This is a genomic window from Flavobacterium sp. CF108 (assembly GCF_900129795.1).
Taxonomy (GTDB): domain Bacteria; phylum Bacteroidota; class Bacteroidia; order Flavobacteriales; family Flavobacteriaceae; genus Flavobacterium.
In genome coordinates this window covers 456,079-472,327 of the sequence record NZ_FQWW01000001.1, presented here as the reverse complement: position 1 = coordinate 472,327, position 16,249 = coordinate 456,079, and the positions used below count along the sequence as shown (strand labels likewise).

Sequence of the window (16,249 nt, the reverse complement as noted above, 5' to 3'; positions counted from 1 at the left end):
CGCCCCATATCTTATAAAAGTGAATCGATATCAAAGAACTTTTTTGATTACATTGGTTTTAAAAAGATTAGAATATCCTCTCGCAATCAGCCTTGTTTCAGTTTCATTCCAAATTTCACATTGGGCATTCACGAATTGTTTTCCTTTTTTTATTATAGACGTTTTGGCAAGAATATTATCTCCAGAATGAGCAGGAGCGAAGTAATCAATAGTTAGGTTTATTGTGGTATAAAAATGTTCCTCGTCAAGCGAAAATAAAGTCGCCCCAATGCAATCATCCACAATTGCTGCCGTTACTCCGCCGTGTAAAGACTTAATTGGGTTGGTCATTTCCTCTCTAACTAAATATTTAAAAGTCACCGTTCCAGGTTCAGCCACAACAACAATGGGTTTCATCCAAAGCATAAATGGAGAAGGCGAAAGCACAAATTCGCCGCCAATGTGATCTTGCAATACTTCTAATCTTGTTTTTGTTTTCATTATTTTAAATTTAAAATTAGCAATTATACCAATCGGTATATTTTTTTGTGTAAAAAAAGCAATCGTTGATTATTACATTATTCTAAGCCTTCGATAATTTTATAAAGCGAAAGCATTATGGCAGATAAATCGGTATCATTTCCCGTTAACTTGCTTATCATCATCCCACCTTCAATTAAAGCAATTATAGTTAAAGCTGTATTTTCTGCATTAATTGACTTTGCTTTAAATTCTCCTGCATTTATACCTTGATTGACGAGGTACATTAATTTTTCTTTCCAATAAAGCAGCGTTCTCTCTGCATATTTTTTAAGAACCGGATGTGTGTCATCAGATTCTATGGCAGTATTTAAAATTGGGCATCCGCCAAGTGTTACGTCCAGACTTTTGTATTTAGCATAAACACGAGGATAAACCAACAATTTTTCTTTAAAAGTTCTTTGCTTTTCAATTTCCCGACTTAAAACATCATGGAGCTTTTTCACATTAAACTTAAAAGAAGCGATGGCTACTTCATCTTTATTTTCAAAATTTCCGTAAATACTTCCTTTTGTAAGACCCGTTGCTGTGGTCATATCATTAATAGATGTACCGCTGTAACCCTTTGTATTAAAGATGGGAGCAGTTTTTTCTATTATAAATTGCTTGGTTTTTTCTGCTTTACTCATCGTGAAATGATTTAGTTACACAAATATATACCAATCGGTATAATTTTGAATCGATTTATGAAATTATTTTTTATGAGATTATTGTGATTTGGATTCAATCCCTAAAAATTGAAATTTAGTATCTTAGTATTTCTTGCAAAATGGGAGTTTGCAGTTATGATTATTTTCAATTAAAAATAGTAAAATATGCCTTGGAATCCAGATGTTTATAATAAGTTTAAAGATATTCGGTACAAACCGTTTTATGATTTAATAGAATTCATAAAACCCCAAAACGGAATGAAGGCTATTGATTTGGGATGCGGTACGGGAGAGCAAACTTCTATTTTGGCAGATAAATTTAAAGAGGCCCATTTTCTTGGCGTAGATTCTTCTGCAGAAATGCTGGAGAAATCAAAATCCTTAGAAACTAATAATCTGCATTTTAAAAAAGCAACGACAGAAGAAACCATAAATTCAGGAGAAAAATGGGATTTGATTTTTAGTAATGCCGCGCTGCAATGGTCAAATGATCATGAAAGTTTATTTTCGAATTTATTAAAATTACTCCATAAAGATGGACAGTTTGCAGTACAAATGCCGGTTCAGCCAGAAAATAAACTCAATAAAATCCTTTCTGACTTTGTTGATGAAGAACCGTTTAAATCGTATTTAAAAGGTTATAAAAGAGATTCTCCTGTTTTAGGTCTTGACGAATATGCACAAATACTTTTTGAGGGCGGCCTTAAGGATATTGAGATACTACAGAAAGTGTATCCAATTATTGCTGACGATCACGAAACACTTTATAATTTTATTTCGGGTTCGGCATTAATTCCCTATATCGAAAGGCTTGAAGGAGAACAAAAGGAACTTTTTATTAAAACATATAAAGAGAGAATAGTAGTAAATTTTCCTAAACTTCCGGCTATTTATTCTTTTAAGAGGATTTTGATGTATGGGAGAAAAGAGTGATTAGTGAATAGTAATTAGTGATTAGTACTAAGTGAATAGTGAAATGTAAAAAGCCTGTAGATTATCTCTACAGGCTTTTTGAATTAATAGTCAAAATTTAGTCTTTATATAAAATAATTACAGCCTTGTAGCCTGTACCAACATTCCATTGGCTGGCTTCAATCACTTTTCCGTTGTCATCATAAACCTGAAATTCGGCCGTATTTGGTGATGCCGAACCTTCGTTTAAGGCTTCAAAATCAATTTTGTTCATTCCTTTCACCAGATTTATTTTAAATCCTTTAAATTCTCCTACCAAACTCACTTCTGGTTCGATAACTTTATCGTTAAGATATACTCTAATTTTATCGCCGTCAACAAAAGCGGCATCACGATAACGAATTGTTGAGGTTGTTGATTTAGTTACAAATCCTCCTAAATACTCATTTCGTCTGTAAAAAATGCCTTCAACATTGGCTGCTCTTTTGTAAAGCGTGTTATCCTTAAAAAGTTCCTCTGGATTTATTTTTAAAACGATCGGATCTTTTGCAAGAGTAGGTTCATTTGGCGGCGGCGTCTCTGTTGGCGGAATAACTTCTTTAGTTTCCGGAGTTTTAGATTGTATAGGCTGGTATTTTCCTTTAACTTCTTGCTGCGCAGCAACGTGCAGCGAAGCTCCAATTATCATTAAAAACAATATTCTTTTCATACTTAAATTTATTTTGAAATGCATTTGAAGTCATTTTTTAACTTCTAAATATCTATTTATAACAATCGATTAAGCCATTTATTGCCTCAAAAAGCAATTAAATCGCCAGAAGTAGAAGTTTTGTAATAACCATATCAAAATAGTGTAAAGATTTGTTTACATATCAGGATGATTTAAAAATTAGAATTGTTTAGTCAAAAACAAAAAAATAAGTTACTCAATATGTGCCAATGCTGTTGGCGAATAACCAAATTGTTTTTTAAACGCAAAAGAGAAATGAGACAGATTTTCAAAGCCCACTTCGTAATAAATTTCGGTTGGCTTTTTTTTGTTCTCTGCCATATGATAATGCGCTAATTCAAGTCTTTTTTGGGTAAGCCACTTTTGAGGCGTTGTATTAAAGTATTTCTTAAAATCCCGATTAAAAGTAGATAAACTGCGGCCTGTTAAATAGCCCAATTTTTCCATTGGCATATTAAACATAAAATTACGCTGCATAAAATCAATTAAATCAATTTTGCCCGGTTCATCAAAGCTCGCTAAAATAGTATCTATTCGTTTGTCGATTGTTCTTAAAATAGTAATGGCTTCGGTTATTTTTAAAGACGCAATATCTTCGGGAAAATCGCCTTCAATATCAAAATAAGGCATTAAAGACGCCAGACAGCTTTCTAATAACGGATGATTGCTATAAGAAATGATTTTTTGCTCAGAACCTGTTTTGGCACTTAAATCAACATTCTTATAAAACTCTTTTAAACGTTTTACCGAAAGATGCATGACAACTGTTTTGTGCGGCTGCCCATTTTTGGGATAATTGATAATAGTTGCCAGTAAATTTCTGGGAATAAGGAAAATATCTCCGGCTTTAAAAGTAAAAACGGTATCGGTTTGTATGATTTTGGTTTCTCCGGAAATAAACCAAATCAACATATGATCATCAAAAACCAAATCAGATTTGAAGAACTTATCTTCATAACAAGAGAGTTTGATTTCAGGAGTTAAATATTTTGATATATGTTCCATTTTACAACTGTTTTAACCGCCAGGTTTTTCTTCGAATATCAAAGATAAAAATCCTGACGGTATATTATTTTCTAATATGGATTAAATAACGTCAAATGACATTCCTAACAAACGTTCGCTTAAATCCCAAAGCCTTTTTGCATTATCCTGATCTACAGAATAAGGCTGAACGCCAAATATGGTTGAAGGATCATCAAATTTGTGTTCGACATCTCCCAGATCTAAACGGGCAACATCAGCATCTTCACAATAAACACCGCCAATATTGTTCAATAAAGGGCTTACAGCGCACCAAACTGTAGTTGCTGCGCCTTCAGGAACCGTTTTTAATAAAGCAGCAACCTCTGGTTTTAAATTTCCATCTTCATCATGCGTTCCTATTTGTTTGAATAATTCAATAGGTTCGTCTCTTCCTAAATCAGTTCCCAAAACACTTCCCGGATGTACGGAATAGGCTCTTACATTAAAGTCTTTCGCACGATTATCTAATTCTAAAGCAAACAAATTACAGGCCGTTTTTGATTGCCCGTAACCTTGTAAAGTATGATACTCACGGTGAAGAAAATTAGGATCATCAAAATTAAACGGCGCCATTTGATGTCCGTAAGAAGATACATTTATTACTCTTGCTCCGTTTGCTTTTTTTAATGCCGGAAATAATTTAGCTGTAAGCTGAAACTGCCCCAAATAATTGGTTACCAATTGCGATTCGTAACCGCGCTCGTCTCTGCGTAACGGAACCCACATAATTCCTGCATTATTAATAAGAAGATGAAGCGGTCTTCCTGAAGAAAGGAATTTTGATGCAAACGAATCTATAGCATCCGGATTCATAAAATCTAAAGCTTCTAACTCTACATTGGCAATTCCGTCAAGATTTTTTTGCGCTTTTGCAATATCTCTCGCCGCCACAATTACAGTTGCTCCGGCATTTACAAGTGTTTTAGTAGTTTCTAAACCAATGCCCGTGTGTCCGCCCGTTACAATAGCAATTTTTCCTGTTAGGTCAATTCCTTTAATTACATCTGCAGCAGTTGATTTTGCATTAAATCCTGATTGTAAAGGGATTTGTAATGCTCCCTGATAATTATTTGTTTTCATTTTTATAAATGTTTAATTGTTATGAAGCAAAATTATAGAGAAGCAAAACTTTCGATTTTGTTTAAAACGCCAATTTACTTTGTTTAAAACGTCATTTTAAATTCATTGGTTTTAAGTATCTTTAACGCTGCTATAACCAGTCAATTAAACTTGAATTTATGAAAGCATTGGTAATTGGGGCTACGGGCTCAACCGGAAAATTTTTGGTAGACGAGCTGCTTAAGGATAATGATTATACTTCTGTCGTAACTTTTGTTAGGAAACCTTCGGGAAAGGAACATTCTAAATTAACAGAATACATTGTCAATTTTGATGCTATTGAATCTTTTAAGGATCAAATAAATGGAGGCGTTTTGTTTTCCTGTCTCGGAACAACTTTAAAAGCTGCGGGATCAAAAGAAAAACAATGGAAGATAGATTTTGATATCCCGGCTGCATTTGCAACGGCTGCCAAACAAAATGAAGTAAAATCTTTTGTACTGGTTTCTTCTTACGGAGCTTCTGCCAACAGCAGTGTTTTTTATTCTAAAATGAAAGGAAAGCTGGAAGATTATATCGCCGAACTTAATTTTGAACAATATATTATTTTTAGACCGGGGCCTTTGGTACGTGAAGATACTGACCGACTTAGCGAAAAAATTTCGGTTAAACTTTTCAATATCCTGAATTCAATAGGTATTCTTACCAAATTTAAACCGCTTGAAACACAGCTTTTGGCTCAGAAATTAGTAAAGGCTCCAAAAATACTTCCAACCGGAAAGAAAATAATCGAACTTAAAGAAATTTTCGAGTTTTAGTGCATCAAATCCATTCTCCAGATGCATCATAATCGTCTGGCAGATAGGTAAGATATTGCACCATTCTTGGGCTTAAGCCTTTGTTAGGTGATGCGCAATGCGGTAAAGTATTGTTCCAAATTATAAAATCGCCTGCATTGCCTGTTATAGGTTCTGGTTTTAAGGTTTCAATGGCTTTGTTTCTTGGATTTTCATTTGGCTCAAGACTATCGAGCCAGTTATTTATTTTATTATGAAATCCCGGAACGCAATGAAAAGCGCCGTCATCAATACTGCAGTCTGTAAGATAGAGCAACCCCTGAAACCCAAAAGTAATGGGCTGTTTCAAACTAATATCCCAATGCAGCGGACTTCCTAAAAAAGTAAAATTGTTAGTTTCAGGCGGATTAAAACTGACTTTATCAATCGTTTTATAAATTTTGGCGGAATTATAAAGCTGTTCGTATGCTTTTTTTATTCTTGGCGAAAAACGGTTTTTATTTAATGTTTCGTGATCTGAGAAATTAAGCATTAAACCTTTTTGATCTTTATGTCTTGTATACCAGGTTTCGCTTTTATCAGAATCCATTTCTAAATAATTCCAAATGGCCTTAACCGTATCTTCGCAGTTTTTTTTTGAAACGGCATTTTTTACGATTACATAACCATTTTTATTCCAAAACTTAAGATCTTGTTTTGAGAGTACATTGTTTACAGCATTTGCGACAGTATTTTCGTTTTTCTTTTGATGGTTGATCCAGACTTTAAAAGTTTCAAAATCAGGTTTTTCAAAATATAAAAATTGTACCGTATCTTCCATACTGATGCCTAATTGGTACAAGGTTTTAATTTCCTGATCCCATTGCGAATCAGTTATAACATGAGATGTATTTATGGTGCGGTTCCATAAATTTTCAAGAATATTCCAGGGCATATTTTATTGTTTAAACTCGTCAGGAAGATTGTCAAAATACAGTTGAAACGAAAAATCTCCCATTATAATGTCATTTGCCACGAATAAATGCCCATTCGGAATGTCGCCAAACGCTGCATTTGTCGAAATACTATGAATACAGCCTCGAAAAGAACCTGCTTTAACAGATTTTATATGGATGGGATTGCCTTCTTTATTTACAAGTTCTTGCCCCGGATGTAATTGCGAAGCCGGTGCATATTTTCCGTTGCTAAGTAAAAAAAGCTGATCTGCGCTGCAGGTAATATTTTTTGATGAACCTTGTGGATCCATCAAATTCAAATAAATCATGCGGGTTTGTTTTCCGCATTCGATATCATTGCTAAACGAAACTTTTGCCTGAGAGGCTGTCAGTTTAACTGTACCCGATTCTAATTTTGCCGAAAAGGCTAAAATTGAATCTCCTATTTGAAAGGATTGGATATCTTTTTCTCCGTTGGGAGTTGAGATTTTTGCAGAATAAGCTAAATCATTACTATTTAAGTTTTTTACAGATTGATTTGGGTTTGTTTTCATATTGTGTGATATTTAGTTAAACCTGCTTATACGTAATTCCTATTCAAATTTAAGCTATTAAATTTTATTTTTCTTAAGTATAAATACCTGTTTTTGTGTTTTTTGTAGGTGAAAAAACAAAAAAATGCTGTGTTTTTTGAGGTTCTTTTTTAAAATTTAGAAGGAATAAATTATATTGTAGCAGCGGATTTTAATCCGTTAAAAATTTAATCGCCATCCATATGAGTTCCGAAGGAACGGATTATATTGTAGGGCTGGATTTCAATCCAGTTTAAAAATAATTGTAAAGACGGATTTCAATTCGGTTTACGGTTATTTAAGTATAATTTAACAGAAAACATCCAATTTCATAACCTCTTGTTTAAAACTATATTTTTTCTGTTAAATAATTTTAGAATAAATTTCTGTTCTTTGCAGTTATAAATAATAAATACAGTCTTTACTGTAAAAATTCGTGTACAATATTATTTTGAACATTGAGTTAAGACTAAGGATCATATTTACGTTATGGACAATAAAAAGTTTATATTAAGTTTAAAAAAAGGTAATGAGGCTTCTTTCAAAGAAGCTTACCTAAATTACTACGATAAACTTATTGGTATTGCCAGACGTTTTAATTTTACAGTCCTTACGCCTCAGGATTTTGTTCAGGAAACCTTTTTAAGACTTTATAATAAAAGAGAATTATTAAACGAAGATGTTTTATTTGACAAACAGCTGTTTGTTATCTGCAAGAACATTATCATCAATCACGTTAACAGGGAAAATAAAATAATTCAGCTCAACACTTCGGAGTTTGAAATCGAAAATGAAGATTATGATGACGTAATTTTCGAAGAAAGAAAAGAAAAACTGTATGCTTTCATAAATTTACTTCCGGAGCAGCAGCAAAAAATATTTACTTTACACAAACTGGAAAACCTTAGCTATAAGGAGATTGCGGCAATGACAGACCTTTCTGAAAAAACAATTGCCAATCATATTTACCTTGCCAGTAAATTTATTCGAAAAAAAATCGAAGATCATTAGGAACTTTTTTGTTTTCGTTTGTTATACTAATAAACAGAAACAAAAAATGCATATTGAATCTTATAAAACTGATGTTAAAACCAAGGAAGATGCAACCTTTATTGTAGTGCTTCTTCGGTTTATCATTTCTGACTGTTCAATGAATTTTGAGGTAGATGATAGTAATCATATTTTAAAAATCGAAACAAACAGAGAGATTAAAGAAATGGTGTATGGTGTTTTTAATAAACAAGGATTTTATTGTAAAAAACTTTAACGCTCTAAAGACATGGACGAAAAGAAAATAGAAGAAGAATTGAAAAAAATATGGGACAAAATCCCTGTTTCACATTCTGATCATGAAAAAGAGATGTCTTGGGAACAATTCCAGGCAAAGGCATTTTCTCCAAAAAAGCAAAAAAATAACTCTTGGCGTTATTTTACGGCAGCAGCGGCTGTTTTAATTTTTGTTCTTATTGGGACAGGACTTTATTTTAATGGCAGCAATCCTGTAAGCAATAATATTCAACTTACCGAAAATGTAATTGAAAATACAACTTCGATAATAAAAACAGCAGTCTTGCCTGATAGTTCAAGAGTAGAGTTGAGTCCGAATTCTAAAATTGCGTATGCCAGTAATTTTGCTGCAAACAGAAAAGTTGAAGTTTCGGGAGAAGTTTATTTTAAGGTAACAAAAGATAAAAAACATCCGTTTCAGGTATTTTGTAACGAAACAACAACTACTGTTTTAGGAACTTCTTTTACAGTAAAAGGATATACTCAAAAAGGAGTAACGGTTGAACTTTATGAAGGAAGTGTTCAGATGAATGTAAAAGATCTGGAGGGAAAATGGATACTAAAACCGGGCGAAAAATTCACATACGGAAACCAAACTCCATCGGTTACAGAATTCAACAGATTTATAGATTTTGACAATCAAAAGCTAACAGATGTAAGCACTTATATTGAATCAAATTACAGTTATAAAGTAATTATGCCGCAGGAATACGAGAATCAGCGAATCACGGTTCGTATCAATAAAAAAGAAGATTTAAATACGATTATCCAATTAATATCAGAAATGTATAACCTAAACTATGAAGTAAATGAAAAATTAAAACAAGTTACTTTTCAATAGAAAAGAAAAGGATGCACTAGCCGCGAAACTAAAAACATCCTTCCTATAGTCAGGATAGTATAAAACTATTCCATTTAATAATATTCAAAAATACAAAATTTCATGAAGCATATAATTTCAGCGTGCTTTTTTTTATTCAGTTGGGGGGTTTTTTCTCAAAACGTAACAGTAACTGTAGATCAAACGGTAACATTAAAGGAATTCTTTAAACAAATTGAAAATCAATCTGATTTTAAATTTGCCTTTACAGATCAAATTAATACAAGCCAAAGATATTTTACGCAAAAAAGCGTGTACAATAATATCGAAATCAAACAGCTTATTAATGAATTAAATAAAAACACATCGATTCAATTTTCGATTGTAGGCAGTAATATTTTTGTAAAACAAAAAGCTGTAAAAACGGCTAAAAAAAAAAATAAACTGACAGGACAGGTTCTTGATGAAAACAAAGAACCCGTAATAGGAGCGAATGTTTTCATCATAGAACTTTCTACCGGTGTTACAACAGATATTAATGGAACATTTAGCATAGATCTGGACAGAGGTATTTACAATCTTGTTGTAAGTTATGTGGGTTTAAAAAACAAAGAAAGACAGATTGCAGTTGATAGTGATGAAAGAATAAAATTTAACATGGAATCAGACAGTCAGGAGTTAGAGCAGGTAATTGTAACTAATAGTAAAGCTGTTGATGTAAGGAATACTCAAATGAGTGTAAACAAACTTTCGATGGCAGAAATTAAGCGTATTCCTGTTGCAATGGGTGAGCCTGATCCTTTAAAATCACTATTAACACTGCCGGGAGTTACAAATGCAGGAGAAGCTTCTTCTGGTTTTAACGTGCGTGGTGGTGCTGCAGATCAAAATTTAATTCTGCTGGATGGTGCGCCGGTATACGGTGACTCACATATGTTTGGATTTTTCTCTATTTTTAATGCCGATGTTGTAAACGGACTAGACTTATATAAAGGTGGAATTCCGTCTAAATTTGGCGGACGTGTATCATCTGTTTTGGATGTAACGCAGCAAACCGGAGATTTTGAAAATTACAAGGTTAACGGAGGAATTGGTTTAATCTCAAGCCGTCTTTTAGTGCAGGGACCAATAAAAAAAGATGTTGGTTCGTTTCTTATTGCAGGTCGTGCCTCTTATGCACATTTATTTTTAAAACTGGCTGATAATAATAACTCGGCTATGTTTTATGATATCAATGCTAAGTTCAATTATAGATTGGGAGCTAATAATTCACTTGCTTTTTCTGGATATCTTGGAAATGATGTTTTTGATATAAATGACCGTTTTTCGAGTACTTACGGAAACACGATGGGAATTTTAAGCTGGAAACATAAATTTTCTGAAAATCTGAATACGAATTTAGCTGTTTTCTACAGCGATTATAAGTTTAACCTTGGCTTGCAGCAGGAAGATTTTGACTGGAATAATAATATTCGAACTTACGGACTTAAGTATGGTTGGAATCATATTGTAACGGATAAGTTTAAATTAAACTACGGAATCGACGGTCAGTATTATAATTTTAATCCGGGAACAGTACAGCCTACAAGTTTAGATTCGGACTTTAATTACAAACAGCTGGATAAAAAATATTCGTTAGAAACGTCTGCTTATCTTGATTTTGAAAATCAAATCACTCCAAAATTAAACCTTCGTTACGGACTTCGTTATAGTTTGTTTTACCGTTTAGGTAATGAAACGATCAATACATATCAAGATGGAAAAGCAGTAGTATTTAATCCGTTGTATCATATTTATCAGGAAGGCACTCCAACAGGATCTATAACATACGGAAAAGGAGATAAAATAAGCAGTTTTGATAACCTTGAACCGCGTGTGGCATTATCGTATGCTTTTAGTGATGATGCTTCTGTAAAAGCAAGTTATAACAGAATGGCGCAGTATATTCATATTTTATCTAATACACAATCGCCATTGCCTACAAGTATCTGGACACCAAGCGGCCCGTTTACAAAACCACAATTGCTGGATCAATATGCGGCCGGATATTTTAGAAATTTTAAAGACGGCGATTATTCTTTTGAAGGAGAGTTATTTTATAAGAAGATCCAAAATCGTATTGATTACATCGACGGTGCCGATATATTGGCTAATAACAATATCGAACAAGTTATCTTAAATGGTAAAGCCAGATCATACGGTATGGAATTATCATTTAGAAAAAATACAGGAAATTTTACAGGATGGGTTTCATACACCTTATCAAGAGCAGAACAAAAAACACCGGGAAGAACTCCTGATGAACCTGGAATTGCAAATGGTGACTGGTATTTATCAGGATATGATAAACTGCATAATCTGAACATTGTAGGAAGTTATGAATACAACCCAAAATGGTCATTTAATGCGAATTTCACCCTACAGTCTGGCCAGCCGGTAACATATGCAAATGGCTATTATGAATTTGGCGGAATCAATATCCCAAACTTTTCACTTCGAAATGAAAACAGGCTGCCGCTTTTTCACCATTTAGATTTGGCAGCAACTTACACGCCTAAACCAGATAAAAAGAAAGGATGGCAAAGCTATTGGGTATTCAGTCTTTATAATGTTTACAACAGAAAAAATGCAGCATCTATGACGTTTGCAACAAATGAAGACACGGGAGCGAATGAAACCAGAAGACTTTCAATTTTTGGAGTAGTACCTGGAATTTCTTATAATTTTAAATTTTAATGAGTATGCAAAGGATTAATAAATATAATTTTAAAAGTAAAGCACTAGTTTTATTCAGCTTATTTTGTGTGCTGTTTTTGTCATCTTGTGAAGATGTAGTAAATCTTGATTTAGAAACAGGACAGACAAGAATAGTTGTCGATGCTGAGATTTTATGGTTTAAAGGAACCGCTGGTAACGAGCAAACTATAAAAATTAGTAAAACAGCTCCGTATTACAATAATACAACACCAAAAGTTTCGGGAGCACAGGTAAGAGTTGAAAACAGTACCGGAACTGTTTTTACTTTTAATGAAACAGAACCGGGTATTTATGTGTGTACTAATTTTGTTCCGGTTCTAAATGCAGATTATACACTTTATGTACAAGCAGAAGGTCAGAGTCTTACCGCTACTGAAAAGCTGACTTCTGTAACACCTATTGAAAGAGTAGAGCAGGAGACTGTTCCTGATTTTGACGGAAAGGATATAATAGAACTAACTTTTTATTATAAAGACCCTGCCGATCAGGTGAACTATTATCTTTCAGATTTTAAAAGCAGTTTCCTGATTTACCCGGAATATGACCTTACAGATGATGATTTCTTTAACGGAAATGAAATAAGTAATAGGTTCAATCATAAAGATATGAAAGCAGGAAATACAGTTGATATTACAAATCGCGGTATTTCTAAAAACTTTTACAACTATATGAATTTACTTTTAGAAATATATGGCGGAAGCCCGTTTTCAATTCCTCCGGGCAATATCCGCGGAAACATTGTAAACACTACCGATGCCAATAATTTTGCCTTTGGTTATTTTAGGCTTTGTGAAGCAGATAAAGTTTCCTATGTGGTAAAATAAAGATTTTAATTAGGTTGATTTGTATGCGAGCATCTGGCATTAAAGAAATTTAGTGTCAGATGTTCTTTTATATTCTTATTTTGTTTCTGATAACCAGATCATTATAGGTGTTATTTAGTAACTTTATAAAAAAATATCCCCACACATTTATTAATATACAAAGTATTAATACATCGAACTTTTATAGTTGCAAAACTATTAGCTGCCCTTTCTGTAAAAAGCCCCTTTAACACCTTAGATTACATCAGCTTAATCTTTTCAAATCTGCCTGTGTTTATTTTTTAATAAAGAATGGTTTTACCTATTCATTGAATAAAACAGCTCAGTAAATTTTTCACATTTACAAATGTCCACTTCAGGGTTTATTTTGCACGATTCGCATTGTTTGTAATTTCTAAGGATGTATACCTATTCTACCTTTGACCAGGAAATTAGAAATGATTTCATATTTATAACTAAATTTTTTTAATCAAATGGAAAATTCAATTCAACAAGGAAAAGTGGTTTACAGTGGATCAACAGTAACTACAGGTGGGCGCGAAGGCTTTTCAAAAAGCTCAGATGGACGTTTAGATATTAAACTTACTTCGCCGGGAGCAAAAGGAGAAGGTACTAATCCAGAACAACTGCTTGCAGCAGGATGGTCAGCATGTTTTTTAGGAGCAATGAGCAAATCTGCAGCAAGTCTAAATTTAAAACTTCCGGCAGACTCAAGTATTCATACCGAAATAGATTTGGTATTGTCTGAAACAGAAGGATACACTTTACAGGCACGACTTAATATTACCCTTCCGGGAATAGAACGCGAAACAGCAAAAGCAATTGCAGAAGCTTCACACCTTATCTGTCCTTATTCTAAAGCGCTAACAGGAGGTATAAAAGTTGAAACCAATATTTTATAAATAAAAGTTTCAAAAATTAAGCTTAAAAACCATCAGTTTACTATCAAATAACGTAAGATATATTTTTGAAAAGACTGATGGTTATCATCAGCCCCAAATATTATTAACGTAATATTTTTAAAATGAAAAATTCAAATAATACGGCAGACAGCAAAATTGTAAAAGTTGCCGCCGTACAAATCAGTCCGGTTCTATACAGTAAAAAAGGAACCGTTGAAAAAGTAGTCAATAAAATACAGGAACTTGGAAAACAAGGAGTTCAATTTGCTACTTTTCCAGAAACGATAATTCCGTATTATCCTTATTTCTCATTTATTCAGGCACCCTATACAATGGGAAAAGAACATCAAAAACTATTAGATGAGTCCATTATTGTGCCTTCTGCAGATACAGATGCTATAGGAAAAGCGGCTAAAGAAGCCAACATGGTTGTTTCCATTGGTGTTAACGAACGAGATGGAGGAACAATTTATAATACACAATTGCTTTTTGATGCAGATGGAACACTTATACAACGCCGCCGTAAATTAACCCCAACTTATCACGAAAAAATGCTTTGGGGTCAGGGAGATGCATCAGGTTTGCAGGCAATTGATAGTACAGTTGGACGCATAGGACAGCTTGCTTGTTGGGAACATTACAACCCGTTGTTTCGATATGCGCTTATAGCTGATGGAGAACAAATTCACTCAGCAATGTATCCGGGATCTATTTTTGGACCTTTATTCAGCGAGCAGACAGAAATAAATGTACGCCAGCATGCTCTTGAATCTGCCTGCTTTGTTGTTTGCGCAACAGGCTGGCTTGATACCGAACAACAAGAACAGATTGCAAAAGATACAGGCGGTCCTATTGGTCCAATTTCTGGAGGATGTTTTACGGCAATAATTGGTCCCGACGGGCAAATTATTGGAGAAGCTTTAAGATCTGGAGAAGGCGAAGTAATTGCTGATATCGATTTTACACAAATAGATGCCCGTAAGCGATTAATGGATGCCAGCGGCCACTACAGCCGCCCCGAACTAATTAGTTTAAGGATAGACCGTACTCCGGCTTCACACGTTCACGAATATAAATTATCTGGATCAACAATTTCAGAAACACAGATTATAACAGAATAATAATAAAAAGAAAAATGAGAAGAATAAATGATATAATCCGAATAGTATTTTCAGGATTATTAATAATGCAATTTACGTTTGCCGAAGCACAAGACAAATCAAATGTAAAGAATGATGAGAGCATCAGGCCTTTTAAAGTACAAATTTCTGATGCCGCGATTAAAGATCTTCGTCAGCGTATTATGGCTGCAAAATGGCCTGAGAAAGAATTAGTAAATGATGCATCACAAGGAGCAAAGCTGGTTAAGATGCAGGAGCTTGCAAAATATTGGGGAACCAGTTACGATTGGAGAAAAGCAGAAGCTAAATTGAATTCGTATCCACAATTTATCACTAAAATTGACGGTATTGATATTCACTTTATTCATATAAAATCAAAAAATAAAAATGCTATGCCGTTAATTTTAAGTCATGGCTGGCCGGGTTCTGTATTTGAATTTATGGGCGTGATTGAACCATTGACCAACCCAGCAGCTTATGGCGGTAAAGCAGAAGATGCTTTTGATGTCATTATACCTTCTTTACCCGGTTTTGGTTTTTCTGGTAAACCAACAGCAGAAGGCTGGAATAATGACCGCATTGCAAAAGCCTGGATTGTTCTTATGGACAGACTTGGGTACAAACGTTACGTAGCACAAGGAGGAGATTGGGGCGCAGGAATTGTTCATTCAATGGCATTAATGGCACCAAAAGGACTTCTTGGTATTCACAGTAATTTACCGGCAACACTGCCAAACGAAGCGGCAATGGCTTTGGGAGGAAATACAGTACCGGCAGGTTTCTCTGAAAAAGAAAGTGCAGCTTTTCAACAGCTGAATAATGCAATCAAAAGCGGCGGTTTTATTTATAAAACAACAATGGAGGGAAGACCTCAAGGAGTAAGTTACGGTATAAATGATTCACCGGTAGGACTTGCATCATGGATTTTCCTGCATCCGGGATTTGCAGATTGGTCTTATGGCAGTGATGCAAAACAATTGCCAACAAAAGATCAGGTACTGGATGATATTTCATTGTACTGGTTAACCAATTCGGCTTCTTCTGCGGCACAAATTTATTGGGAAAACAGAAACATGAGTATTATTAGTGCAGGTTTAATGAAGTCTGAAAATATTACTATTCCTGTTGCAGTTACAACGTTTCCTAAAGATGTTTATGCATCACCAGAAACCTGGGCGCGTCGTGCTTATAAAAACTTAATTTATTTTAATGAAGTAGACAGAGGCGGACATTTTGCAGCTTGGGAACAGCCACAGTTGTTTGCACAGGAAGTTCGTGCAGCATTTAAATCATTACGTTAAATAGTAAGAAAGGCAGCTAATTTATTGGCTGCCCTTT

General features: G+C 34.1%; 17 protein-coding genes. 10 read left to right on the top strand and 7 right to left on the bottom strand.

Features of this window, described 5'->3' with window-relative positions; translation table 11 throughout:
- Positions 1-30: 30 nt before the first annotated feature.
- Positions 31-480, bottom strand: a complete 450-nt coding sequence (locus tag BUE10_RS02125) for a PaaI family thioesterase (protein ID WP_073481823.1) — start codon at positions 478-480, stop codon at positions 31-33.
- Between the two features lie 77 nt (positions 481-557).
- Positions 558-1,148 carry a TetR/AcrR family transcriptional regulator gene (locus BUE10_RS02120; RefSeq protein WP_073481820.1) on the bottom strand — a complete coding sequence of 197 codons (591 nt, stop codon included), beginning with the start codon at positions 1,146-1,148 and terminating at the stop codon, positions 558-560.
- Positions 1,149-1,334: 186 nt separating this feature from the next.
- Here BUE10_RS02120 and BUE10_RS02115 point away from each other — a divergent pair, with 186 nt between their 5' ends.
- Positions 1,335-2,102, top strand: a complete 768-nt coding sequence (locus tag BUE10_RS02115; RefSeq protein WP_073481818.1) for a methyltransferase domain-containing protein — start codon at positions 1,335-1,337, stop codon at positions 2,100-2,102.
- Between the two features lie 97 nt (positions 2,103-2,199).
- On the opposite strand, the gene BUE10_RS02110 is transcribed toward BUE10_RS02115, so the two are convergent.
- The 3 genes from BUE10_RS02110 to BUE10_RS02100 all read right to left on the bottom strand — a co-directional run bounded on the left by BUE10_RS02110 (position 2,200) and on the right by BUE10_RS02100 (position 4,917).
- Entirely contained in the window at positions 2,200-2,790 is a 591-nt protein-coding gene (locus BUE10_RS02110; protein ID WP_073481815.1) for a hypothetical protein, read from the bottom strand.
- A 213-nt stretch (positions 2,791-3,003) separates the two neighbouring features.
- Positions 3,004-3,816, bottom strand: coding sequence for a helix-turn-helix domain-containing protein (locus BUE10_RS02105; RefSeq protein ID WP_073481812.1), 813 nt, complete (start codon positions 3,814-3,816; stop codon positions 3,004-3,006).
- Between the two features lie 81 nt (positions 3,817-3,897).
- Positions 3,898-4,917: an SDR family NAD(P)-dependent oxidoreductase gene (locus BUE10_RS02100; RefSeq protein WP_073481810.1), complete on the bottom strand. Its 1,020-nt coding sequence runs from the start codon at positions 4,915-4,917 to the stop codon at positions 3,898-3,900.
- A 158-nt stretch (positions 4,918-5,075) separates the two neighbouring features.
- Between BUE10_RS02100 and BUE10_RS02095 the strand changes: the two genes are divergently transcribed.
- Positions 5,076-5,714: an NAD(P)H-binding protein gene (locus BUE10_RS02095; protein WP_073481807.1), complete on the top strand. Its 639-nt coding sequence runs from the start codon at positions 5,076-5,078 to the stop codon at positions 5,712-5,714.
- A gap of 4 nt (positions 5,715-5,718) precedes the next feature.
- Here the strand turns inward: BUE10_RS02095 and BUE10_RS02090 are convergent, their stop codons facing one another.
- Together BUE10_RS02090 and BUE10_RS02085 are read right to left on the bottom strand one after the other, a co-directional pair.
- Positions 5,719-6,627, bottom strand: a complete 909-nt coding sequence (locus BUE10_RS02090) for a phytanoyl-CoA dioxygenase family protein (RefSeq protein WP_073481804.1) — start codon at positions 6,625-6,627, stop codon at positions 5,719-5,721.
- Positions 6,628-6,630: 3 nt separating this feature from the next.
- The gene (locus BUE10_RS02085; protein ID WP_073481802.1) at positions 6,631-7,182 is read right to left on the bottom strand and encodes a hypothetical protein; all 552 of its coding nucleotides are present in this window, start codon (positions 7,180-7,182) and stop codon (positions 6,631-6,633) included.
- Between the two features lie 507 nt (positions 7,183-7,689).
- On the opposite strand from BUE10_RS02085, the gene BUE10_RS02080 reads away from it, so the two are divergent.
- The 8 genes from BUE10_RS02080 (at position 7,690) to BUE10_RS02045 (ending at position 16,212) form a co-directional block, all read left to right on the top strand.
- Complete coding sequence (locus BUE10_RS02080) at positions 7,690-8,211, top strand: RNA polymerase sigma factor (protein ID WP_073481799.1); 522 nt, start codon at positions 7,690-7,692, stop codon at positions 8,209-8,211.
- Between the two features lie 46 nt (positions 8,212-8,257).
- Entirely contained in the window at positions 8,258-8,467 is a 210-nt protein-coding gene (locus BUE10_RS02075) for a hypothetical protein (protein ID WP_073481796.1), read from the top strand.
- Positions 8,468-8,479: 12 nt separating this feature from the next.
- Positions 8,480-9,328, top strand: coding sequence for a FecR family protein (locus BUE10_RS02070; protein ID WP_073481794.1), 849 nt, complete (start codon positions 8,480-8,482; stop codon positions 9,326-9,328).
- A gap of 102 nt (positions 9,329-9,430) precedes the next feature.
- Positions 9,431-12,043 (top strand): TonB-dependent receptor, encoded by a 2,613-nt coding sequence (locus tag BUE10_RS02065; RefSeq protein ID WP_073481791.1) that lies wholly within the window; start codon positions 9,431-9,433, stop codon positions 12,041-12,043.
- A 5-nt stretch (positions 12,044-12,048) separates the two neighbouring features.
- Positions 12,049-12,888 (top strand): DUF4249 domain-containing protein, encoded by an 840-nt coding sequence (locus tag BUE10_RS02060; protein ID WP_073483002.1) that lies wholly within the window; start codon positions 12,049-12,051, stop codon positions 12,886-12,888.
- A 473-nt stretch (positions 12,889-13,361) separates the two neighbouring features.
- Positions 13,362-13,790, top strand: coding sequence for an Ohr family peroxiredoxin (locus BUE10_RS02055; RefSeq protein WP_073481788.1), 429 nt, complete (start codon positions 13,362-13,364; stop codon positions 13,788-13,790).
- A gap of 122 nt (positions 13,791-13,912) precedes the next feature.
- Positions 13,913-14,911 (top strand): nitrilase-related carbon-nitrogen hydrolase, encoded by a 999-nt coding sequence (locus tag BUE10_RS02050; protein WP_073481787.1) that lies wholly within the window; start codon positions 13,913-13,915, stop codon positions 14,909-14,911.
- A gap of 14 nt (positions 14,912-14,925) precedes the next feature.
- On the top strand, positions 14,926-16,212 hold the full coding sequence (locus BUE10_RS02045) for an epoxide hydrolase family protein (RefSeq protein ID WP_073481784.1): 1,287 nt from the start codon (positions 14,926-14,928) through the stop codon (positions 16,210-16,212).
- Positions 16,213-16,249: the final 37 nt, after the last annotated feature.